This window comes from Phyllobacterium sp. 0TCS1.6A (assembly GCF_026420825.1).
Taxonomy (GTDB): Bacteria; Pseudomonadota; Alphaproteobacteria; order Rhizobiales; family Rhizobiaceae; genus Phyllobacterium.
Genome location: NZ_JAPMAB010000010.1, coordinates 209,483 through 223,974, shown reverse-complemented (window position 1 = coordinate 223,974; position 14,492 = coordinate 209,483). Strand labels below are relative to the sequence as shown.

Sequence of the window (14,492 nt, the reverse complement as noted above, 5' to 3'; positions counted from 1 at the left end):
GGCAACGCCACCCTTTCCCAGCTTGTCGAAACAGCACCGGAAGCTGCTCCCCCACTGGAAAGGACCGAATCAGAATAACCCGGTTTCAAAGTGGTGGGATAAGTTTCCATTTATCCCCCACGGAGGGCCGCGCGTTGCATAAATAAAGTGCGTCCTTCGTGCTTCGACAGGCTCAGCATGAGGGGCTCAGGATGAGGATGATTGATTTGATTGCAGAAAAGCAGGGAGCCCAGGTTGGAAACCTCGCAGATCTATCCCCCTGCAAAACTCTACTCTCCCTCATGCTGAGCTTGTCGAAGGGCGCTGCATAACCCATGATCTCGGAACCGTACCTATCGCGACCGTTCGTCGGGATTGGACAGATCCGCCAGCGCATGACAAAACTTCTGCAGAGGCCAAATCGCAGGAGGATCATTCATGACGGAGCAAATGGCGGCCAGGACAGGCGAGGGCAGGGCTATCAAGACGAACAGCACGAAAAGGATCTTGAGGGCGGCGGTCTGCGCCCTTGTCGCCGGTCTGGCCGGCTCGATATCCGTCGCGCTGGCGGAACCTTCGTCCAAGCGCGACGAATTCTTCTGGCTCGCCGAGATCAACAAGGCCACCACGGTCATCAACAGCGATGAGGGGCTTCTCGACAGGGCAATGACACCCGCCATTGCCAAGGCACTCGGCAAGGTCATCGAAGCTGCCGACAAGCCGGGCGCGAAACGGCCGAGCACTGTCATCACCTTCGAGCCGCTGCTCATCGAAGCCGGCGGGATCGACGTGACGCTGCTGCATGCCGGGCGATCGAGCCAGGACATGCACGCCACCTACCGCGCGGCGATATTGCGCGAGAAGCTGCTGCAGCTCGGCGACCAGCTCAACAAGACGTCGACGACACTGGTCGAACTCGCAGGCAGGCACGTCGACACGATCGTCCCCAACTATACCAATGGCGTCGCCGCCCAGCCCAACAGTTATGGCCATTATCTGCTGGGCCATGCGGCCGGCTTCGATCGGGACGCCCAGCGGATCAGGGAGGCCTATGCTCGCATCGATCGCTCGGCGATGGGAACGACGGTCCTCAACGGTTCGAGCTGGCCGCTGAACCGGCGCCGCATGGCGGATTATCTCGGTTTCGGCCAGATCGTCGAGAATGCCTATGATGCGTCGCAGATATCTTCGGCGGACGAACCGGTCGAAGTCGCAGCGATCGTGACCAGCATCGGGCTGCATATCGGCAATTATGTCGAAGACGTCATGACCCAATATGCGCAGTCGCGGCCGTGGATCCTGCTGCAGGAGGGCGGCGCCAATACCTATGTGTCGAGCGCCATGCCGCAGAAGCGCAATCCCGGCATTCTCAATTCCACGCGCAGCGATGCCTCCACGGCGGTGACATTGGCCATGGGACCGGTGATCCAGGCCCACAATATCACCCCCGGCATGAGCGACCCGAAGGATGTGGATCAGAATTCGGAGATGATCGACGCCGCCATCAAGGCGCTGACGCGGCTCGACGATGTCTACCAGGCATTGGTCATCGATCCGCAACGGGCGCTCGAGGAGCTCAACAGCGATTGGACCGCATCGCAGGAACTGGCGGACATATTGATGCGCAAGCACAAGCTGCCATTCAGGGAAGGCCATCATTTCGCTTCGGAGGTGGTCAGCCATGCGCGGCAGCACGGGATCAAACCACTGGATTTTCCCTATGAAGAGGCGAAGAAGATCTATGCGCAGGCGGTCAAGGACACCGCCGCCGCCAAGGAACTTCCAATGACCGAGGCGGAATTCCGCGCCGCGCTCGATCCTGTCGCCATCATTCGCAACAGGGCAACCGAAGGCGGTCCCCAGCCGCAAGAGATGGAGAAGATGATTGCTTCCTCGCGATCGCGGCTGGCGGCGCAGGGCAAGTGGATCGAGGAAAAGCGCCAGCATGTCGACACGGCGCTGCAAAAGCTGGACCAGGATTTCGCGCGATTGCTGAACTAGCAATTGCGTAGCTGGGACATTCACCCCGGCAACCGGCGCGATGCGTTGTTTCGCGCCGGAATGCCAGGCTGGCGGTTGGCAGGGAGAGACTAGGCGGCGGTTATGTCGACCACGCCGCAATCGCCCGGCTCGGTGCCGAAGACGAGGCGGTGGCCGATATCGTCCCAGCCCATGGCGGAGATCGCGCCCTTGCCGGGACGCCGCAGCACGACTTCCTTCTGGTCGCCGAAACGGCCGACGAGGATCATGCCATCGGAATAGCCGATCGCGACGATTTCCTCGACAGGATGGCAGGCAACGGCCGTCACCATACTATCGCCGCGCGTGCCGAGCTCCAGCGGCGCCTTGCCCATCGGTCCGTCCTTGCCGGCGAACGGCCAGATGATCGCCGCAGGCGCGCCGGAGGTCGCGAGCCATTTGCCCTTGACGCTCCACGACCAGCTTTTCACCTTGGCAGGATAGCCCGTCATGCGCATGTGCCGGTTATCCTCGAGCCGCCAGCCATGCAGGGCATTTTCCTGCATCGAAGTCACGAGAAAGCGGTTGTCGGGTGAATAGATGACGCCGATATGAGCGCCCTTCCATTCCAGTTCGGTCGGCGGGCTTGCCGTCGCCGGCCAGTGCAGCGTCACGCCATTATAGCGCGCCACCGCGAGCCGCAGGCCCTTCGGCGCAAAGCCTATGCCTTCGACGCTGCGTTCATGCGCGATTTCCTTCGTGGTGCCATCGGGCAGGCGCGTCCAGACGAAACGCCCGGAGCCATAGGCTATGGCGCCGTTCGGCGCGGCAGCGAGGGAGGTGATCCATTTGCGCGGCTGGCTGGCGAGTTCCTGCACGGTCCCGTTCAATCCCGTCGAACAGACACGGCCGTCTTCGCCGGCGGTCAGCAGCGCCTTGCCGTCGGCCGTGGGGATGGCGCAAAGCAGCCCGTCATGAGCCTCGACGGTCTTGTGTCCATTGTCGAGCCGATGGACGGAGCCATCGGCGAGCGCGAAAAACGGGACGTTCTGTACGAAACGGGCATCTATGCAGTGCCCGTTCAAATCAAGCGGTGCGATTGTCGGCATCAGGCAAGGCAGCCCTCTAGTCCGGCTTTCAACGCCGCCTCATCGAGATTGCGCCCGATGAAGACGAGGCGGCTGTCATGCTTCTCGCCCGGCTTCCAGGCGCGCTGATGGTCGCCCTCGATGATCATGTGAACACCCTGGATGACGTAGCGGTCGGGGTCGTTGCTGAATGCGAGAATGCCTTTCAGCCGCAGGATGTCCGGTCCCTGTTCCTGGGTGATCTTCTGTATCCAGGGGAAGAACTTGTCGGCGTTCAGTTCACCGCTGCGCAGCGATACCGAGCGGACAGTGACGTCATGGATCGGCGAGGCTTCGCCATGGTGATGGTGGTCATGATCATGATCATGGCCATGATGGTCGTGATGATGATGTCCGTCATGGTGGTGGTGATCATGGTCGTGATCGCAATCGGGACCGCAAACATGGTCGGGATGATCATGATCCAGGAAATGCGGGTCGCTCTCGAGCGCGCGCGACAGGTCGAACGCACCCCGATCCAGCACCTTGGCCAGATCGATGCCGGCGCGTTCCGTCCGGTGGATGACGGCATGCGGGTTGATGGCGCGCACGGTTGCCTCGACGGCGGCGAGTTCCTTTGCGTCGACGAGATCGGTCTTGTTGAGGAGGACGACATCGGCAAAGGCGATCTGGTCCTCCGCTTCGCGGCTGTCCTTCAGGCGGAGCGGCAGATGCTTGGCGTCGACAAGCGCGATCACGGCATCCAGCGCAGTCTTCTTGCGCACATCATCGTCCATGAAGAAGGTCTGGGCTACGGGAACAGGGTCCGCAAGGCCGGTCGTTTCGACGATGATCGCGTCGAAGCGGCCCGGCCGGCGCATCAGGCCTTCGACGACGCGAATGAGATCGCCGCGAACGGTGCAGCAGATGCAGCCATTGTTCATCTCGTAGATTTCTTCGTCGGATTCGACGATCAGGTCATTGTCGATGCCGATCTCGCCGAACTCATTGACGATCACGGCGTAGCGCTTGCCATGATCCTCGCTCAGGATGCGGTTGAGCAGGGTGGTCTTGCCGGAGCCGAGATAGCCCGTCAGGACAGTGACCGGAATCTGCGATGTCTGCGCCTCGTTCGGTGACGCTGAAACGGTTTGAGCTTCACTCATCGTGTGCCTCTTTTCTTGATCAGACACAGGATATAGGTGATCGGGCCGGGTTTTGCCACACGTCGTTCGTGCAATAATTCTATGGAAAACATCAATCCTGCTGAAGTGGGGCGCGGCGCAGCGATGCAACGTCGAACGCCGCCACGTCCCCCAGCAGCTCGACCGTCGCCGCCAGGCAATGTTCGATGATCGCCTCGCCGGCCGCGGCACTGGCGAGATCGGCCCGCCCTGCCACGCCCTGCGCATTGAGGTCCGTCATCTTCCAGCCGAATGCGTGCGGGCCATAGGCGCGCAGATGCTTGAACTTGCGGGCGAAAAGCGCCTGCCGGGAAGGGAAGTTCGCCGCCGCCGGAACATTCACCAGGTCCGGATGCAAAGCCAGCATCACCGAGGTTTCGATGAAGCCGCCATGAATGTCGAGCGCCTTCTCCTCAGGCGAAATCAGGCCCGGCGGCAGGCCGAACCGGGTCCAGCTCGTTGCGACGGCCAGCATGTCGAAACGGACGCGCAGTTCGGTCGCGACGATGGTCATCAAAGGCGAATTGCCGCCATGGGCATTGAACATGACGAATTTGGCGATGCCGCGCCTGGCCAGGCTTTCGCCGATGCCGATCCAGCGATTGACGGCCTCGTCGAACGAGAGGCTGCGGGTTCCTTCTATGTCCATATGCTCGACGGAGTAGCCGACGGTCTCGGTGGGGAGAAATTCCACGTCGAGTTCGCGCGGCAGCAGGGTTTTCAGCCTCGCGACAAGGCCGGAGGCGATAAGCGCGTCCGTTTCGAACGGAAGATGCGGGCCATGCTGCTCATGGGCGCCAAGCGGCAGGATCGCTATTCTATTGTTGGAAGCCATCCCGCGGTTCTAGCTCAAAACAGCGGCATTTTCACCATGGGAAATGAAAATAGGGCGCGCTGCTTAATCGCCTAGAAATTCGTCGGCAAATTTCATCTGATTGTCACACAAGCATAGTAACGCCATTCCAGCCTTGCAAATTCGGTGCTTCACGGCACTGCCCGACATGCGCCAATGGCGAGCCGACACGCGCCACTGGCGGAATGATTTGTAGAAGATTCACCTGGTTAATAAGTTAGACTAGTCCTGTCGTAGCCAACTCATCGTCATTGTAGTCCGTAAGGAGCAAGAGTTCGAATGGTCAAGGATCGCAAACCGTTAATTCTCCATCGCCTCCAGGCGACAGCGCGACTCACCCGGACAGCGCTCGCCATTCGGCTGCTCGGCCACGGGCTTTATGCCGGGCAGGATGCCGTGATGTTGCAGCTCGCCCATGAGGACGGGCTGTCTCCGAGCGTCCTCGCCAAACGGCTGGGCGTGCGCCCGCCGACGATCACCAAGACGATTTCGCGGCTGCAGGCGCAGGGCTTCGTCAAGAAGGAAGGTTCGGCTACCGACCAACGCCAGGCCCATATCTTCCTGACCGTCGCCGGCAACGAGGCGATAAAATCCATCGAGAAGTCGATCCGCAAGACGGAGAAGGACGCGATGAAGGGCTTCGACAAGAAGGATCGCAAGACGCTGGTGAAAATGTTGTCGCGCCTCGAAATGAACCTTTCGGCGGCGGACCTGCTGCGCCAGACCGGCTCCGAGGATGTGGACGACGATTCCGAAGATGAATGAAGGCGGCGCAGGATGTCCCGGCGGCCGATGCAGCATATCCGGCGCATCGGAAAGACGGTGGCAAAGTCCTGTTGCTTCGCAGATGAAAGAACTTTGATTTATCCGGCAGCAATGGCATAACGCGAGACGAATGTTCTGTTCGGCGAACAGAATCGCGGGAGGCCTTTCTTTTGGCGCAAAAAATTAAACTATCGACAATTGCCGACGCGCTGAAAGTGTCTACTGCCACGGTATCCCTGGCTTTGCGCGACAGTCCCTTGGTGGCGGACCAGACAAGGGAGAAAATCAAGGAACATGCACGGGCGATCGGTTATATCTACAATCGCCGCGCGGCAAGCCTGAGGACTTCGCGGTCCGGTATTGTCGGCGTCGTCGTGCACGACATCATGAACCCCTTCTTTGCGGAGATCCTGCGCGCTATCGAGGGCGAGCTGGACCGTTCCGGCCAGACCTTCATCCTGTCCAACCATTATGATCAGGTCGAGAAGCAGCGCACCTTCATCGAGACGCTGCTGCAGCTCGGCGGCGATGGCGTCATCATGTCGCCGGCAATCGGCACGCCGGCCGAAGACATCCGCATGGCGGAAGACAATGGCCTGCCGGTCGTGCTCATCGCCCGTACGGTCCAGGATGCCAATGTGCCGGTGTTTCGCGGCGACGACGCCTATGGGATCGGCCTTGCCACCAATCACCTCATCTCGCTCGGCCATACGCGCATCGCCATGGTCGGCGGCACCGACCAGACATCGACCGGGCGCGACCGTTACGAGGGCTATCTCCAGGCGATGCAGAAGGCCGGGCTCGAGGCCAAGCCCGAATGGCGTATCCCCGGGCCAAGGACGAAGCAGGCAGGTTTCGATGCCGCGCCGCAGTTCCTGGCGCTGAAGGACCATCCGACGGCGGCGGTGTGCTGGAACGATCTTTGCGCCATCGGCATGATGAACGGCATCGCCCGCGCCGGGCTGGTGGCCGGCGTCGATATTTCCGTGACCGGATATGACGATCTGGAGGAGGCGGCCATTGCGACGCCCGCCCTGACGACGGTGTGGAACGGCCAGCGGGAGGTGGGGCAGCGCGCGGCGCGGGCCTTGCTCGATCAGCTCAATGGCGCCGACACGCATGCGCGGCAGGAACTGATCAAGCCGGAACTGCGCATCCGGCAATCCACTTCGAAACCGCGGGAACGGTAGGCTCTATTCGGCTGCCTGAAGCCCGGACCGGCGCGCCTTGTGCGTCCGTACCGCCTCGCCGAAGGCCTGGAACACCTTGCGCGAGGCGCTGTCGGTCTTGACCCAATATTCCGGATGCCACTGCACGCCCACGGCGAATGCAGCGGCATTCTTCACGGATACCGCTTCGATGGTGCCGTCTTCGGCGGTTGCCTCGATTTCCAATTGTGCGGCCGGCCGGTCGATCGCCTGGCGATGGACCGAATTCACCTTGATCGTGCCTTCGCGCATGATGTCGGCCAGGCACGAGCCGGGCTTGATCCGCACCGGGTGGCGTATGGCGAAGCGCTCGGCCTGATCTTCCGATTGCGGCGCGCGATGGTCCATGCGGCCGTCCAGTTCCTGGATCTCCGTCGCCAGCGTGCCGCCGAGTGCAACGTTCAATTCCTGGATGCCGCGGCAGATGGCGAGAAGCGGGACGCCCCGCTCGATGGCGCGGCGGATCAGCGGCAGCGAGGTAGCGTCGCGGGCGGGATCGAAGGGTTCATGGGCTTCGCTCGGCTGGACACCGTAGAGCGACGGATGGACGTTCGACTTCGAGCCGGTCACCAATACGCCGTCGACGCCGTCGAGAACGGCATCGACATCAAGGCTGGCGCCGAAGGAAGGAACGATCAGCGGGATGACGCCTGCCGCATCGAAGGCGGCCATGAGATACTGGTCCGGGGCAGCATGCCATGTGTAATTCTCGAAACTGCGGACATCGGATGTGATGGCGACGAGGGGCTGCCGCATTGCATGTACTCCAACCAGGATTTCCACCAATGTAATGCGACTCGGGCCGAATTCCAATGGCATGGCCGCTCGTGATGCTGGACTAGCCGCGACGAGTGTGTAAGGTGCGCGAGAATCGGAGAACGAGGCGGAACGCCCGTCGATCGGGGCCGAGAATTGGTGGTGTACCCCATGGGAGGAGAATAGATGGATCGTCGTTCCTTTATCACGAAAGCAGGTTTTGCCGGCGCCGGCGCTGTTGCGGCCTCCGGTCTGGCGGCGCCAGCGATCGCGCAGTCCCTGCCAAAGATCACCTGGCGCTGCGCCTCGTCATTTCCGAAGACGCTGGCGATCCTTTTCGGCGCAGGCGAAGCATTCGCCAAGCGGCTGAGCGAAGCAACGGACGGCAATTTCACCATCCAGCCCTTTGCCGCCGGCGAAATCGTCCCGGCGCTGCAGGTGGCCGACGCAACGGCGGCCGGCACGGTCGAGATGTGCCATTCGGTCGCCTATTATTACTGGGGCAAGGACCCGACCTGGGCGCTGGGCGCCGCGGTTCCGTTCGCGCTGAATGCGCGCGGCATGAATGCCTGGCACTATCATGGTGGCGGCATCGACCTGATGAACGAGTTCTTCAACAAGCAGGGGTTGCAGGTCTATCCGGGCGGCAATACCGGCGTGCAGATGGGCGGCTGGTTCCGCAAGGAGATCAACACGCTCGACGACCTCAAGGGGTTGAAGATGCGCGTCGGCGGCTTTGCCGGCCGTATCCTCGAGACGCTGGGCGTCGTGCCGCAGCAGCTTGCGGGCGGCGACGTCTATCCCGCCCTGGAGAAAGGCACGATCGATGCCGCGGAATTCGTCGGTCCGGCCGATGATGAGAAGCTCGGCCTGCAGAAAGTGGCGCCCTATTACTACTATCCCGGCTGGTGGGAAGGCGGTCCGACCGTCAGTTTCATGGTCAACAAGGAAAAGTGGGATTCGCTGCCGCCCATCTACCAGTCGCTGTTCCGCACTGTGGCGCAGTCGGTCGATGCCAACATGCTGCAGCAATATGATTATCTCAATCCAAGCGCGATCAAGCGGCTCGTCGCCGGCGGTGCGCAATTGCGGCCGTTCAGCCCCGAAATCCTCAGCGCCTGCTTCACCACGGCCAACGATATCTATGCGGAACTCGAAGCCAATAACGAGCCGTTCAAGAAGATCTGGCAGTCGATCAAGGCATTCCGCAACGAGCATTTCCTTTATGCGCAGATAGCGGAATATACTTTCGATACGTTCATGATGGTGCAGCAGCGCAACGGCAAGCTCTGAGCCCTGTGGCCGGCGCGTCTCGATGCAGGCGCGGCGGCCATGCCCTCGATCAAGCTACTTGCGGCCAGCTACTTGCGGTTGTCTTATGCCGATGAGCAGGTTAACAGGATCGGATGAACGTGCGGCTCATCGGTGATGGTCAATGACAGTTGATGGATGTCTTTCCGTCGCGGGGAAAACCATCGTGGTTACCGGCGGCTCCTCCGGGCTCGGCCTGCAGATGGCGCAGGTATTGGCCGCCAATGGCGCCAATGTCGTTTCCATATCGCGCACGCCCGCGCCGGACAATGCCCGGCACCCGAACATATTGAACATCATTGCCGACGTCACGATAACCGACGACATAGCCCGCGCCTTCGATGAAGCGGAGCGCTCGTTCGGTCTCGTGACGGTGGTTTTCAACAATGCCGGCATTGCGTCCATCGAACGGGCGCTGACGACGACGCATGAGCAGTTGCGGCAGATTTTCGAGGTCAATGTCGAAGGCGCATTCTTCGTCGCGCAGGAAGCCGCGAGACGCATGATCGCGCAGAAGCGCGGCGGTTCTATCATCAACCTGTCCAGCATATTGGCCGATGCGCCGATCAAGGGCTCGTCAGCCTATGCCATGTCCAAGGCGGCGGTGACGCAGATGACGCGCTCCCTTGCGCTCGAATGGGCGCCATACGGCATCCGGGTCAATGCCATTGCGCCCGGCTGGTTTCCGACACGGTTGAACGAAACGATCATGGATGGACCCGCCAAGGGCTTCTTCCAGGGACGCAATCCGATGCGCCGGCTGGGTTCGCCCGACGATATCGACGGCACGGTGCTTCTGCTGGCCTCGGATGCCAGCAGCTATGTCACCGGCACCGTCATCACCATCGATGGCGGCCACAGCCTGCAGGGCTAGAGGGCTAGACGCGTTCATCGTGCGGAAACGTCCGCACGGCCAGGACGAACACCAGCAGCGAGAAAATGGCGGCATCCTTCCACAGGACAGGGAAATAGCCGCCCCATAGCGACTCCGCCATGCCGACTGCCGCAGCGCCCAAGGCGGCAAGCAGCGGCTGCGAAAAGCTGCCGGCGGCGGTGATGAAGAGGATCTTCAGGCCGAACACCATCCCGGTCGTGAAGCTGATATTGCCGTAGTAGAGCGCCGCCAGAAAGCCGGTCAGCGCACAGATCGCATAGGCGGCGAATACCGCGAGCATGCGCACCCGGCGCGGGTCGATCCCGCAGAGGGCGGCGGCGGCCGGTTCGTCGCTGACGGCGCGCCAGGTCCTGCCCGCCGCCGTCAGGCGCATGACGAACTCGCCGGCGGAGATGATGGCGATGGCAGCCGCGACATTGACGATCTGCATCCGTGTAAGGCTGACATCGAGCGCGCCGGCCATGCGCACCGGCTGTGCCAGCATGGGCGGCAGCCAATAATCGCGGGTATTGGCGGCGATCCGCGACAGTTCCATCAGGAAGATGCTCAAGCCCAGCGTCGCGACGAGCACCGTGTTGCGGCTTCCCGCATCTTGCAGCGGCTCATAGATGTATTTCGTTATGAGACAGGCGCCGAGCCCGACATAGATCACGGCGACCATCAGGCCGAAGCCCATGGCCGCCGGCAATGTCATCCACAGGGCGGTCCAGCCGAATGCCGTGCCGAGAATGAAGGTCTGGCCGGAAAAGGCGAAAACCGAGCCGAGGGACAGGTCGGTCCGGTGCGTCAGGCCATGGATGAGGACATAGCCATAGGCCAGCAACGCATAGAGCGAGGCGTTATGAATGCCATTCAGGAGAAGTTGCAGAAAATAGCCCATTCGGTCTGTTCCAGCCTGGGTACCATTCTAACTTGCAAAACGCTTTTTACCAGTTAGAATTTAGCCATGACATTTGCATGGACGGAACATCGGTTCAGCGGCGGTGCGCTGGCGCTGGACCTCGTCAATACGGTGATCTACCGACAGGCGCCGCAACGGGCGCTGGACCGTTTCGACGACCGCGTACAGATGGCGGCATTCGCCGCGGCGGCCTCGCGGTTTCGCGCGGAAGAACTGGGCGGCGCACGGCTGCGGGCGCCGGCGACGGAGGAACAGGCGAGCCGCCTGATCGATCTGCGCGAGGCGATCAACCGGCTATTCCGTGATGCGGTGGCGGATGAAGCCTATGGCGCGGCGCATATGGCTAGCTTCCTGCGCCTTGCCGCCAATGGTGTCGAAGAACAGCCCGATGCGAGGCTGAGGCTTGCCGGCGGCGGCAATGGCGATCCGGGCGACCTGCCACTCAATGTCGCCGCCGTTCTTTCCGCCATGCGGCTTCTCGATCAGCGCCGGCAGTCGCGGATCAAGATTTGCCCGAATTGCCACTGGCTTTACCTCGATCAAAGCCGCAATCGCAGCCGCCGCTGGTGCGACATGGCTATCTGCGGCAACAGGGCCAAGGCGAAGCGCCATTACAGCCGCAGGAACGCCGATGAAACCGGGCTCTAGGCCGACAGGGGGGCTCCGCCATGCGGGGCCTTGGCTGGCCCTGCTGCTGGTCCTTTGTGCCTGCCGCGATGCCGGGCAGGCCGATTATCTGCAGGTGAGCGGAAAACTGTTCGTGTTCAATTACCGGATCGCAGAGGCGACCTACCTCCTGACGCTGAACAGGCTGCGGCCGCTGCCGGAGGAGACGCGCCTGAGGGCGACATTCGACAATCCGGCCGGCGGCGAGCCCCTCGTGGTCGAGCAAAGGATCTGGCCGACGATGGAGCGCATCACGGTGCAGAGCCCGCCGGTCAAATGTGTGAAGGCGCACAAGGAATATCATGTCGTGATCGAGCTCGTGGACGCCGGCGGAGCGAAGCTGCAGACCATCGAGCGCATGATGGTCTCCGATACGGATCAGTCGCTGATGCCCGACAAGCCGCTCGTCGTCGGGCCGCTCTATGATGCCAACCCCGACCGAACGCCGGACAAGCAGGATTGCCCGGCTTCATGATGCGATGATCTGTCGGCAAAGCCGTCTCCGGGCTTGCATTCGGTGGGGTTTTAGGCTCGTCTCCCTGTGGCCCATGGCAGGCACCAAGGAGAGATATCCATGATCACCCAAATCGCAATTGCCCCGCTTGTCGCGCTGATCGCCGGCATCCTGATCCTGATCGCGCCGCGCCTGCTCAATTATGTCGTGGCGCTCTATCTCATCATCATCGGCGTGCTGGGGCTGTTCCCGAATCTGCTGAACTGACGGGAAAAAGCCCGTTGGCCTCCGGCGAGGCGCAAGGGCGACTATCTGCGCATTGCGCTGGAACGCCGTTTTCGCTATTGCGAATGGGACGTCGATATTATGAGGATTTTGAGATGGCGGAACATCACGACACGGCTCCCGCAGAGCTTGGCGCACCCATGGACTACAAGGAGCATGAAAACACCTACAATCTGTTCCTGAACCTTTCGAAATGGGGCGTGATTACCTGCGTGGCATTGTTGATTGCCATGGCTTTCGGCTTCTTTGCCGGCGGTTTCTTCTCGGCGCTCGTGCTTTTCATCGTCATTTGCGTGGCCGCCTGGTTCTTTGTCTGAGGTACGGGCTTCGTACGCAGTTTCTGGCATTTGACCGGCGGTCGGACCCGCCGGCCGGCCGGGTGGGGTCGCGGATGTAATTTTGCGTGAGCGGCGGCAAGCCGTTCGGCGTGCAGCTTCAGGGGGGTAGAGCTTGGCTCAGACATTATTCATACCGAAAGAGACCGATGCCACCGAACCGCGTGTTGCGGGCTCGGCGGAGACGGTTCGCAAGCTTATAGGGCTTGGTTTTGCCGTCGTGGTGGAAAGCGGCGCCGGCACGGCATCGCGCATCCCGGACAGCGAGTTCGTAGCGGCAGGCGCGACAATCGGCAAATCATCCGATGCAAAGGCCGCCGACATCATCCTGAAAGTGCGGCGGCCATCCTCCGCCGAATTGAAGTCCTACAAGCGTGGCGCCGTGATCGTCGCCATGCTCGATCCCTATGGCAATGATGCTGCCGTGAAGGAACTTGCCGATGCCGGCGTGACCGCCTTCACCATGGAATTCATGCCCCGCATCACCCGCGCGCAGGTCATGGACGTGCTTTCGAGCCAGGCCAATCTCGCCGGTTACCAGGCCGTCATCGATGCCGCGGAGGAATATGACCGCGCCATGCCGATGATGATGACCGCTGCGGGCACGGTGCCTGCCGCGAAAGTCTTCATCATGGGCGTCGGCGTCGCTGGTCTTCAGGCCATCGCCACGGCGCGCCGGCTCGGCGCCGTCGTCACCGCAACGGATGTGCGGCCGGCGGTGAAGGAACAGGTCGCTTCGCTGGGCGCGAAGTTCCTGGCGGTGGAAGACGAAGAGTTCAAGGCCGCCGAAACGGCGGGCGGCTATGCCAAGGAAATGTCCAAGGAATACCAGGCGAAGCAGGCGGCCCTCGTTGCCGATCACATCGCCAAGCAGGACATCGTCATCACCACGGCGCTTATCCCCGGCCGGCCGGCGCCAAGGCTCGTGTCGCGCGAAATGTATTCACGCATGCGGCCGGGTTCGGTGATCGTCGATCTGGCGGTCGAGCGTGGCGGCAATGTCGAGGGCGCCAAGGCTGGCGCGACCATCGAGGTCGACGGCGTGAAGATCGTCGGCCATCTGAACGTTGCCGGCAGGATCGCCGCCACCGCGTCGCAGCTCTATGCCAAGAACCTTGTCGCTTTCGTCGAAACGCTGGTCGACAAGGAAGCGAAGGCGCTCAAGATCGATTTCGAGGACGAACTGGTGAAGGCCACCGTCCTGACCCATGACGGCCGGGTCGTGCACCCGAATTTCGCCGGCACGCAAGCGCCGGCTGCCGGGAAGCCGGCGGTAAAGACCGCCGCCCGCGCAAAGAAACCATCCACGGCCGAGAAGGCCCCAATCACGAAAGCCCCGGTCACAAAGGCTTCGGCCGAGAAAGCTCCGGTCAAGAAGGCTCCGGCGCGCAAGGCCGCTGCTCCGAAAAAGACTGCACAGGCTAAGACGACGCCGCCCGTCAAGACGGAAGGAGAGGCATGATGGCTGAGGATACATTGAATAAAGCGCTCGAGACGCTGAACCAGGCGACGGAAATGGTGCGCCAGGCAGCCGAGACCATGCCGGACGCGGCGGGCGCCGCAGCGCATGCCGTTACCGGCGGCGCGGTGGATCCGTTCGTGTTCCGCCTTGCCATCTTCGTGCTGTCGATCTTCGTCGGGTATTATGTGGTCTGGTCGGTTACGCCGGCGCTGCATACGCCGCTGATGGCCGTCACCAACGCCATCTCGTCGGTCATCGTCGTCGGCGCGCTGCTCGCGGTCGGCCTTTCGGCCAGCGGCGCGGCAACGGGCTTCGGTTTCATCGCGCTCGTCCTGGCGAGCGTCAACATCTTCGGCGGGTTCCTCGTGACCCATCGCATGCTCGCCATGTACAAGAAAAAAGAAAAGTGAGA

At 61.8% G+C, this 14,492-nt stretch carries 16 protein-coding genes; 11 read left to right on the top strand and 5 right to left on the bottom strand.

Annotation, left to right across the window (positions count from 1 at the left end; all coding sequences use genetic code 11):
* Positions 1-417 precede the first annotated feature (417 nt).
* On the top strand, positions 418-1,980 hold the full coding sequence (locus OSJ75_RS19990) for an argininosuccinate lyase (protein WP_267229241.1): 1,563 nt from the start codon (positions 418-420) through the stop codon (positions 1,978-1,980).
* An 89-nt stretch (positions 1,981-2,069) separates the two neighbouring features.
* Here OSJ75_RS19990 and OSJ75_RS19985 read toward each other — a convergent pair whose 3' ends face one another.
* The 3 genes from OSJ75_RS19985 to OSJ75_RS19975 form a co-directional block, all read right to left on the bottom strand.
* Positions 2,070-3,047 (bottom strand): WD40 repeat domain-containing protein, encoded by a 978-nt coding sequence (locus OSJ75_RS19985; protein WP_250020242.1) that lies wholly within the window; start codon positions 3,045-3,047, stop codon positions 2,070-2,072.
* Positions 3,047-4,171, bottom strand: a complete 1,125-nt coding sequence (locus tag OSJ75_RS19980; RefSeq protein WP_250020243.1) for a CobW family GTP-binding protein — start codon at positions 4,169-4,171, stop codon at positions 3,047-3,049. The genes OSJ75_RS19985 and OSJ75_RS19980 overlap by 1 nt, the downstream gene beginning before the upstream one ends.
* Positions 4,172-4,262: 91 nt before the next feature.
* Positions 4,263-5,024: a creatininase family protein gene (locus OSJ75_RS19975; RefSeq protein ID WP_267229239.1), complete on the bottom strand. Its 762-nt coding sequence runs from the start codon at positions 5,022-5,024 to the stop codon at positions 4,263-4,265.
* Positions 5,025-5,321: 297 nt separating this feature from the next.
* On the opposite strand from OSJ75_RS19975, the gene OSJ75_RS19970 reads away from it, so the two are divergent.
* Both OSJ75_RS19970 and OSJ75_RS19965 read left to right on the top strand, forming a co-directional pair.
* On the top strand, positions 5,322-5,807 hold the full coding sequence (locus tag OSJ75_RS19970; protein ID WP_250020245.1) for a MarR family winged helix-turn-helix transcriptional regulator: 486 nt from the start codon (positions 5,322-5,324) through the stop codon (positions 5,805-5,807).
* Positions 5,808-5,977: 170 nt separating this feature from the next.
* The gene (locus OSJ75_RS19965; RefSeq protein ID WP_250020246.1) at positions 5,978-6,997 is read left to right on the top strand and encodes a LacI family DNA-binding transcriptional regulator; all 1,020 of its coding nucleotides are present in this window, start codon (positions 5,978-5,980) and stop codon (positions 6,995-6,997) included.
* Positions 6,998-7,000: 3 nt separating this feature from the next.
* Here the strand turns inward: OSJ75_RS19965 and OSJ75_RS19960 are convergent, their stop codons facing one another.
* The gene (locus OSJ75_RS19960) at positions 7,001-7,771 is read right to left on the bottom strand and encodes a gamma-glutamyl-gamma-aminobutyrate hydrolase family protein (protein WP_250020247.1); all 771 of its coding nucleotides are present in this window, start codon (positions 7,769-7,771) and stop codon (positions 7,001-7,003) included.
* A 186-nt stretch (positions 7,772-7,957) separates the two neighbouring features.
* Here OSJ75_RS19960 and OSJ75_RS19955 point away from each other — a divergent pair, with 186 nt between their 5' ends.
* Positions 7,958-9,064, top strand: coding sequence for a TRAP transporter substrate-binding protein (locus OSJ75_RS19955; protein WP_250020248.1), 1,107 nt, complete (start codon positions 7,958-7,960; stop codon positions 9,062-9,064).
* Between the two features lie 142 nt (positions 9,065-9,206).
* Positions 9,207-9,956, top strand: a complete 750-nt coding sequence (locus OSJ75_RS19950; protein WP_250020249.1) for an SDR family NAD(P)-dependent oxidoreductase — start codon at positions 9,207-9,209, stop codon at positions 9,954-9,956.
* A gap of 4 nt (positions 9,957-9,960) precedes the next feature.
* Here the strand turns inward: OSJ75_RS19950 and OSJ75_RS19945 are convergent, their stop codons facing one another.
* Positions 9,961-10,857: a branched-chain amino acid ABC transporter permease gene (locus tag OSJ75_RS19945; protein ID WP_250020250.1), complete on the bottom strand. Its 897-nt coding sequence runs from the start codon at positions 10,855-10,857 to the stop codon at positions 9,961-9,963.
* A 66-nt stretch (positions 10,858-10,923) separates the two neighbouring features.
* Here OSJ75_RS19945 and OSJ75_RS19940 point away from each other — a divergent pair, with 66 nt between their 5' ends.
* From OSJ75_RS19940 to OSJ75_RS19915, 6 genes are all read left to right on the top strand, one after another.
* Positions 10,924-11,526, top strand: a complete 603-nt coding sequence (locus OSJ75_RS19940) for a CGNR zinc finger domain-containing protein (RefSeq protein WP_267229238.1) — start codon at positions 10,924-10,926, stop codon at positions 11,524-11,526.
* Entirely contained in the window at positions 11,510-12,019 is a 510-nt protein-coding gene (locus OSJ75_RS19935) for a hypothetical protein (protein WP_267229237.1), read from the top strand. The genes OSJ75_RS19940 and OSJ75_RS19935 overlap by 17 nt, the downstream gene beginning before the upstream one ends.
* Before the next feature lie 99 nt (positions 12,020-12,118).
* The gene (locus OSJ75_RS19930; RefSeq protein ID WP_008124743.1) at positions 12,119-12,265 is read left to right on the top strand and encodes a DUF3096 domain-containing protein; all 147 of its coding nucleotides are present in this window, start codon (positions 12,119-12,121) and stop codon (positions 12,263-12,265) included.
* 113 nt (positions 12,266-12,378) lie between these two features.
* Positions 12,379-12,600 carry an aa3-type cytochrome c oxidase subunit IV gene (locus OSJ75_RS19925; protein WP_250020253.1) on the top strand — a complete coding sequence of 74 codons (222 nt, stop codon included), beginning with the start codon at positions 12,379-12,381 and terminating at the stop codon, positions 12,598-12,600.
* Between the two features lie 133 nt (positions 12,601-12,733).
* Positions 12,734-14,080 (top strand): Re/Si-specific NAD(P)(+) transhydrogenase subunit alpha, encoded by a 1,347-nt coding sequence (locus OSJ75_RS19920; RefSeq protein ID WP_267229236.1) that lies wholly within the window; start codon positions 12,734-12,736, stop codon positions 14,078-14,080.
* On the top strand, positions 14,080-14,490 hold the full coding sequence (locus tag OSJ75_RS19915; protein ID WP_250020255.1) for an NAD(P) transhydrogenase subunit alpha: 411 nt from the start codon (positions 14,080-14,082) through the stop codon (positions 14,488-14,490). The genes OSJ75_RS19920 and OSJ75_RS19915 overlap by 1 nt, the downstream gene beginning before the upstream one ends.
* The last annotated feature ends 2 nt before the right edge of the window (positions 14,491-14,492 follow it).

Bases quoted from the DNA above. Each gene is read 5' to 3' on its own strand.
- OSJ75_RS19990 (WP_267229241.1), top strand. From the start codon at position 418: ATGACGGAGCAAATGGCGGCCAGGACAGGCGAGGGCAGGGCTATCAAG.
- OSJ75_RS19985 (WP_250020242.1), bottom strand. From the start codon at position 3,047: ATGCCGACAATCGCACCGCTTGATTTGAACGGGCACTGCATAGATGCC.
- OSJ75_RS19980 (WP_250020243.1), bottom strand. From the start codon at position 4,171: ATGAGTGAAGCTCAAACCGTTTCAGCGTCACCGAACGAGGCGCAGACA.
- OSJ75_RS19975 (WP_267229239.1), bottom strand. From the start codon at position 5,024: ATGGCTTCCAACAATAGAATAGCGATCCTGCCGCTTGGCGCCCATGAG.
- OSJ75_RS19970 (WP_250020245.1), top strand. From the start codon at position 5,322: ATGGTCAAGGATCGCAAACCGTTAATTCTCCATCGCCTCCAGGCGACA.
- OSJ75_RS19960 (WP_250020247.1), bottom strand. From the start codon at position 7,771: ATGCGGCAGCCCCTCGTCGCCATCACATCCGATGTCCGCAGTTTCGAG.
- OSJ75_RS19955 (WP_250020248.1), top strand. From the start codon at position 7,958: ATGGATCGTCGTTCCTTTATCACGAAAGCAGGTTTTGCCGGCGCCGGC.
- OSJ75_RS19950 (WP_250020249.1), top strand. From the start codon at position 9,207: ATGACAGTTGATGGATGTCTTTCCGTCGCGGGGAAAACCATCGTGGTT.
- OSJ75_RS19945 (WP_250020250.1), bottom strand. From the start codon at position 10,857: ATGGGCTATTTTCTGCAACTTCTCCTGAATGGCATTCATAACGCCTCG.
- OSJ75_RS19940 (WP_267229238.1), top strand. From the start codon at position 10,924: ATGACATTTGCATGGACGGAACATCGGTTCAGCGGCGGTGCGCTGGCG.
- OSJ75_RS19935 (WP_267229237.1), top strand. From the start codon at position 11,510: ATGAAACCGGGCTCTAGGCCGACAGGGGGGCTCCGCCATGCGGGGCCT.
- OSJ75_RS19930 (WP_008124743.1), top strand. From the start codon at position 12,119: ATGATCACCCAAATCGCAATTGCCCCGCTTGTCGCGCTGATCGCCGGC.
- OSJ75_RS19925 (WP_250020253.1), top strand. From the start codon at position 12,379: ATGGCGGAACATCACGACACGGCTCCCGCAGAGCTTGGCGCACCCATG.
- OSJ75_RS19915 (WP_250020255.1), top strand. From the start codon at position 14,080: ATGGCTGAGGATACATTGAATAAAGCGCTCGAGACGCTGAACCAGGCG.